The following is a 6,913-nucleotide window of genomic DNA, read 5'->3' on the forward strand; positions in this document are numbered from 1 at the left end:
GATTTGGGGGTCGGTTCAGTATCTGCCCTGTTTTTTATTTAGTGTACTAAAACCATCAATCCTTCCATGCTGTTCTGTCTGCTTCGGTTTTAAGCTTAGGAAACAGGTCGGGGTCAAAGCTGATGTCTTTTAGGTCAACACCTGACTTGATTTGACGTTCATAGTCTTTTAGGACACGCAGTGCCACAGGCGATAGCCACACAATGGCGATAAGGTTAATAACTGCCATGATGCCCATCGTCAAGTCAGCAAAGTTCCAAACCGTTTTTAGGTCGGCAACAGACCCCACAAAGACCATGACAAGCAGGGCGATGCGTAGCCCCATCATGGCAGGCTTGGCGTTTTTTTGACCAGACAAAAACTCAATATTGCTCTCGCCATAGCTATAATTGGCAATGATAGTGGTGAATGAAAAAAAGAAAATCGCCACCGCCACAAACACCACACCAAATTGCCCCACATATTGCGACAGGGCAAGCTGGGTAAGTTGAATGCCCGTCTGCTCAGAGTTTGGGTCAACCACGCCAGATAAGATGATGATGGAGGCGGTAGCGGTACAGATGACGATGGTATCCATAAACACCCCAAGCATTTGCATGAAACCTTGTACAGCAGGGTGATTGGGATAAGTCTGAGCGGTTGCAGCGGCGTTGGGAGCAGAACCCATGCCTGCTTCGTTGGAGAACAGACCACGTTTTATGCCATTAATCATGGCTGATGCAACGGTATAGCCTAAGACCCCACCTGCGGCCTGTTCAAATCCAAAGGCGGATTTGAAGATGATGGCAATGGCGGCAGGAAACTGGGTGATGTTGCTAATAATGATAAACAAAGCCAGCAAAACGTATAAAATCGCCATGATTGGCACAATCTTACCTGCCACCTTAGCAACTGAACGCATGCCCCCAAAAACCACAGGAGCGACCAAAATCACTAAAAATAGCCCCGTTACCCAAGGGGGGATGTTAAAGGCTTCCAGACTTGCCTGAGCGATGGTATTGGCTTGCACACCATTAAAGGCAAGTCCAAAGGCAATGAGCAGGCACACCGAAAAGATGATGGCAAGCCAGCGTTGCCCCAACCCTGCTTGAATGTAGTAGGCAGGGCCACCACGAAAGACGTTGTCAGTGTGGGGGACTTTATAAGCCTGAGCAAGAGCAGACTCAATAAAGCTTGTTGCCATCCCCAAAATGGCTGTAACCCACATCCAAAACACCGCCCCAGCACCCCCCAAATAAATGGCGATGGCAACCCCTGCAAGGTTACCTGTACCGACCCGTGCTGCCAACGACGTCATTAGGGCTTCGTAGGAACTGATACCGCCCAAGCGACCGCCTTGCCCTGATACTCTAAGAAGTTTCCATAAATGTCCAAAATAGCGAAATTGAGCAAAGCCTGTGGCAATGGTAAAATAAATGCCTCCACCAACCAACAAAAACACAATAAGACCATACCAAGGATTGCCCACTATTAGCCAATCGCCATTGCCCCAAATAAGGCTTACGCCCCAATTGATGAGACTGTTAAACCATTCAAACATAGCCACTCCGTTTAGTTCACAAAAAAAGCAAGGATTGACCTTGCTTTGGTAAAGATGTTATTATAAAAAAAAATGTCAATGATTACAAGCATTACAATGATGGCACCATCATGTTGGCGTGGATGAGATTGATAAAATAGCGACATATAAATTAGGCTTGCTTTTTGACAAAATTTTATGCAAACTAATAGACTTTTAAACAATAAAAGGAATGTTTATGAAAGCCTTACTGGTTGTGGATATACAAAACGGCTTTATTGATGGTAATTTGGCAGTGGCAAACAGCCATACAATCATCCCCACAATTAACCGTCTAATCGCCCATTTTGATACCGTCATTTTGACCCAAGATTATCACCCTGCTACGCACATCTCATTTTATCAAAACCATGTCGGCAAAGAGGCATTTGATACGATACAGTTACCTTATGGCACGCAGGTGCTATGGCCTGCCCACTGTGTGCAAGGCACACCTGATGCCAACTTTCATGATGATTTAAAGGCTGACAAAGCCCAATTAATCATCCGTAAAGGTTATCATCAGCACATAGACAGTTATTCAGCGTTCATGGAGGCAGATAGGACAACAAAAACAGGGCTGGCAGGCTATTTGCATGAACGTGGCGTAAGTGATGTGTATGTGGTTGGTATTGCCACTGATTTTTGTGTGGCATGGACAGCGATGGATGCGGTGGCATTTGGATTTAGGTGTACGGTCATTACTGATGCAACCGCCCCAATTGACATGAATGGTTCATTAGATAAGGCCATGGCAGACATGACAGCAGTTGGGGTAGCGTTTATTAATTCAAAATATATTATAAATCAATGACTTATAAACTTTTTAAAACTTTTATTAAAAAGTGCTTGCCAAATTTTAAAAGGTGTATATAATATGCCACATCAAGACGAAAGTTGATGAATCTGGGGTCGTGGCGAAATTGGTAGACGCACTGGATTTAGGTTCCAGCGGGGCGACCCGTGAGAGTTCGAGTCTCTCCGACCCCACCATATACAAAAACCTGCTGTTAAGGCGGGTTTTTTGCTATGTAAGTTTTAACATGCGATAAAATTAATTAAAATTTCAATAATCTCAATGCCCATCAGCCAAGTTTATCCTTAGCCAATCTTTATCCAAAACATCATGACCGTTCAAACCTTTAACCCTAAGCATTCCAATGCAAATCCTAGCAAAGTTGGTTATCACCATAAAGCCAACCATAACCAAAACCGCACCATTGACCAAAGTGTCAATTTGCAAAATACCGCTCTTGTGCAAATTGACAAGCCAAATGATGGTTCAGATGATGCCATTAAAACGCCCAAAGTCGGCTTTGTGTCTTTGGGTTGCCCCAAGGCACTTGTGGATAGCGAGCGGATTATTACCGAGCTTACTCGTGAGGGCTATCAAGTCGCCAAGGATTATGATGGGGCAGATTTGGTAGTGGTGAATACCTGTGGCTTTATTGAATCTGCTGTTCAAGAAAGCCTTGATGCCATTGGTGAGGCGATCACCAAAAACGGCAAAGTCATCGTAACAGGCTGTTTGGGTAAAGATGCCCAAAAAATTCGCACCATGCACCCTGCTGTATTGGCAGTAACTGGGGCACATGCTTATGATGAGGTGGTCAAGGCAGTAACGCACCACGTACCAAAACCTGCCAAATCAAAGACTTATGACCCCAAGATTGACCTTATTAATGATGCAGGCGTGAAACTAACCCCTGCTCATTATGCTTATCTTAAAATCAGCGAAGGCTGTAATCATCGCTGTACGTTTTGTATCATTCCGTCTTTGCGTGGGGATTTGGTGTCTCGTACCATTGACAGCGTGATGAATGAAGCGGTTGCCCTAAAAAAAGCAGGGGTCAAAGAGCTACTTGTCATCAGTCAAGACACATCCGCTTATGGCGTGGATTTAAAATATAAAATGGCATTTTGGCAGGGCGAGCCGATAAAGACCAAGTTTTTTGATATGTGCCAAGCCTTAGCACGCCTTGGCATTTGGGTGCGTTTACATTATGTATACCCTTATCCGCACGTGGATAACGTGGTGCAAATTATGGCAGACAGCATAAAAGCCAGTGGTGGCAGGGGTGGGCTTTTGCCATATCTTGACATTCCGTTTCAGCATGCCAGCCCATCTGTATTAAAGGCGATGAAACGTCCTGCCATGAGTGAAAACACCCTAGAACGCCTTGCTATATGGCGACAGATTTGCCCTAATATCGTCATTCGTTCTACCTTTGTGGTGGGCTTTCCAGGTGAGACAGAAGAGGATTTTGAGTATCTTTTGAATTGGTTAAAACAAGCACGCCTTGACCGTGTGGGCTGTTTTACTTATTCAGAGATTGACGGAGCGGCCGCCAATGATTTACCCAATCCTGTGCCAGAGTCCATCAAGCAAGCACGTTATGAGCGTTTTATGGCACTGGCACAACAAATCAGCAAAGAGAAACTTCAAGAAAAAGTCGGGCAAACTTTGGTGGTGTTGGTTGATGAGATTGACTTTGATGAAAACATTGCCATTTGCCGTAGCTATGCCGATGCTCCTGAGATTGATGGTCATGTGTATGTGGATGATATTGATGAGACAGTAAAAGTGGGGCAATTTTTGACCGTAACCATCGATGAGGCCAGTGAATATGATTTGTTTGCCAGTTTTGTGGCATAAATTAGACAATGACAAGGCAGGCCATTTTTTTGTTTTTATCCAAATTTTAAAATCCTTAATCTTGTTGGGTGATTATTTGGTAAAATAATAACAACTTTATTAAAAAATCTGTAAGTTTTGTGAAATTGAGTAATAAAGTGGACGTAAAATGTAGCTTGCTCTTGTGTGTGGGTGATTTTATGCTAAAATGGCGTCAAATTAAAGATTGATGATGAATTGACTTTAATTTTGTTTAAATTGTTTAAATTGTTTAATATATCCCAATTGGAGTAAAGCATGAAAAAAATCCTAGCATCTATTTTGGCACTGTCTTTGCTTGCCCCTGTTGTAGCTTTTGCAGATTACGAAGACATGATTGAGCGTCAGATTTATATGGATCCCAGCTATCAAGCCAATGTACAAAAAGCTGTAAAAATCTTGCAGGATAGAGGCTATCGCATCAAAGACATCGAGCCTGGTGTGCATCTTGGACAAAAGATTTTGGACGTTGAAGCTTATAAAGACTTTCAAGAATATGACGTTTACCTAAGCTACCCTGACCTAAAAATTATCAGCGAACGCATTGATTGGTAATTATCATCAATTATCATCATTACAAATTAAGTAATCAATTAAAAAAGTAGGCTATTGAAGCCTACTTTTTTTAGTCAGTATTTTTACTGTAATTACTATAATAAAAAATTACTGTAATCAAAAATTATATACAGCTAACAAAATTGAATTTTACCACGGAAACTGTTCGCCCTGAGCTATTTTCCGTTATGGAAGGTATTTGGGAATACAAAATTTAGCTAAGCTACCCTGACCTAAAAATTATCAGCGAACGCATTGACTGATGAGCATCTGATTGATTGGTGGTCATTGATTGTCAATTACCACTACCAAAAGATTTGAATGGATTCAAGTCTTTTTTGTTTTGACCGATTTGACAAAAATTTTGGGAATTTGCTGTTGCCCCCTATATTTTTTTAGTATTTTTTAGTAAAATTCTCTTTTACCAATAACTGATGAGTATCATGACTAAATTTATTTTTGTAACAGGTGGTGTGGTTTCTTCTTTGGGTAAGGGCATTGCCGCCGCCTCTTTGGCTTCTGTGCTTGAGGCTCGTGGTCTAAAAGTTACCATGACCAAAATGGACCCTTATATCAACGTGGACCCTGGCACGATGAGTCCATTTGAGCATGGCGAAGTGTTCGTTACCGAAGACGGGGCGGAGACCGACCTTGATTTGGGTTATTATGAGCGTTTTTTAAGACATTCTAAAATGTCTAAGGCAAATAACTTCACATCGGGACGTATTTACCAAACCGTGCTTGCCAAAGAACGCCGTGGCGACTATCTTGGCAAAACTGTGCAAGTCGTTCCGCACATCACAGACGAGATTCAAAGCCGTATTTTAGCGTCAGGCGAAGGTTATGACGTTGCCATGATTGAGATTGGTGGCACGGTGGGCGACATTGAGAGCTTGCCCTTTATGGAAGCGGTGCGACAACTTATGGTAAAACTCGGGCGTGAAAACACCATGCTCATGCACTTGACATTACTGCCTTACATCTCGTCCGCTAGCGAACTCAAAACCAAGCCTACTCAGCATTCTGTCAAAGAATTGCTATCCATTGGCATTCAGCCTGATATTTTGGTGTGCCGTACCGAGCATGACGTGGACGATGACACCAAGCGTAAGATTGCCATGTTCACGAACGTCCCCGAGCGTGCGGTGGCGGTGTGTAAGGACGCTCGCAGTATTTATGAGATTCCACGCACTTTTTATGAGCAAAATTTGGACGATTTGGTGTGCGAGCGTTTTGGCTTTAATCAGCCCGAAGCCGATTTGTCCGATTGGGATAAGGTCATTGACGGACTGTTTAACGCCCAAGGCGAGATTGTCGTGGCAATGGTTGGTAAATATGTAGAATTGCCCGATGCTTATAAATCGGTCAATGAAGCTCTATTGCACGCAGGCATTCATAACAAAACCCGTGTCAAAATCCACTACATCGATGCCGAAAAACTAGAAACCCAAGATACTCTTATGGACGAGCTAAAAGCCTGCCATGCTATCTTGGTACCAGGGGGATTTGGCGAGCGTGGCACACAAGGCAAAATCAAAGCAATCCGCTATGCCCGTGAAAATGGTGTGCCGTTTTTGGGCATTTGCTTGGGTATGCAGCTCGCTGTCATTGAATTTGCTCGCAACGTGCTGGGACTTGAAGCCAACTCTACCGAGTTTGACCGCAAAACCGCTAATCCGATTATTGGTCTGATTACCGAATGGTTTGATGAAAAAGGCGAGCTACAAATTCGCTCAGACGACAGCGATTTGGGTGGCACCATGCGACTTGGCAAACAAGAAGCTCATCTGGTGGCGGACTCTCGCCTTGTCAAAATCTACGGGGCAGGCACCATTTTTGAGCGTCATCGTCATCGCTATGAGATGAACAATCGCTACATTGAACCGCTTGAAGCACAAGGGCTAAAAATCTCGGGCTACTCTGCCAAACAAAATCTTGTGGAGACGGTGGAGCTTGACAATCACCCGTTCTTTGTGGCGGTGCAATATCACCCTGAGTTCACAAGCTCGCCCCGTGGCGGACACCCCCTCTTTAATGCCTTTATTCATTCGGCAGTTGCATTGCAAAATGGCAAATAAAGCATTACAATAAAATAAATGGGGCGGTTTTGAACCGCACCCCAAAAG

At 43.6% G+C, this 6,913-nt stretch carries 5 protein-coding genes and 1 tRNA gene; 5 read left to right on the forward strand and 1 reads right to left on the reverse strand.

The annotated features are described in order from the left end of the window. Nucleotides 1–55 precede the first annotated feature (55 nt). Nucleotides 56–1,540 carry an alanine/glycine:cation symporter family protein gene (locus tag B5J94_RS12360; RefSeq protein ID WP_062500485.1) on the reverse strand — a complete coding sequence of 495 codons (1,485 nt, stop codon included), beginning with the start codon at nt 1,538–1,540 and terminating at the stop codon, nt 56–58. Between the two features lie 217 nt (nt 1,541–1,757). On the opposite strand from B5J94_RS12360, the gene pncA reads away from it, so the two are divergent. The 5 genes from pncA (at nt 1,758) to B5J94_RS12385 (ending at nt 6,865) form a co-directional block, all read left to right on the forward strand. After that, complete coding sequence (gene pncA, locus B5J94_RS12365) at nt 1,758–2,372, forward strand: bifunctional nicotinamidase/pyrazinamidase (protein ID WP_373280032.1); 615 nt, start codon at nt 1,758–1,760, stop codon at nt 2,370–2,372. A gap of 94 nt (nt 2,373–2,466) precedes the next feature. Beyond that, nucleotides 2,467–2,551 (forward strand) — tRNA-Leu (locus tag B5J94_RS12370). 133 nt (nt 2,552–2,684) lie between these two features. Beyond that, nucleotides 2,685–4,214 carry a 30S ribosomal protein S12 methylthiotransferase RimO gene (rimO, locus tag B5J94_RS12375; protein WP_079364165.1) on the forward strand — a complete coding sequence of 510 codons (1,530 nt, stop codon included), beginning with the start codon at nt 2,685–2,687 and terminating at the stop codon, nt 4,212–4,214. A 276-nt stretch (nt 4,215–4,490) separates the two neighbouring features. Further along, complete coding sequence (locus B5J94_RS12380) at nt 4,491–4,787, forward strand: PepSY domain-containing protein (RefSeq protein ID WP_062500480.1); 297 nt, start codon at nt 4,491–4,493, stop codon at nt 4,785–4,787. Nucleotides 4,788–5,230: 443 nt separating this feature from the next. Beyond that, complete coding sequence (locus B5J94_RS12385) at nt 5,231–6,865, forward strand: CTP synthase (protein WP_062500488.1); 1,635 nt, start codon at nt 5,231–5,233, stop codon at nt 6,863–6,865. The last annotated feature ends 48 nt before the right edge of the window (nt 6,866–6,913 follow it).

This window comes from Moraxella lacunata, from assembly GCF_002027545.1.
Classification (GTDB): domain Bacteria; phylum Pseudomonadota; class Gammaproteobacteria; order Pseudomonadales; family Moraxellaceae; genus Moraxella; species Moraxella lacunata.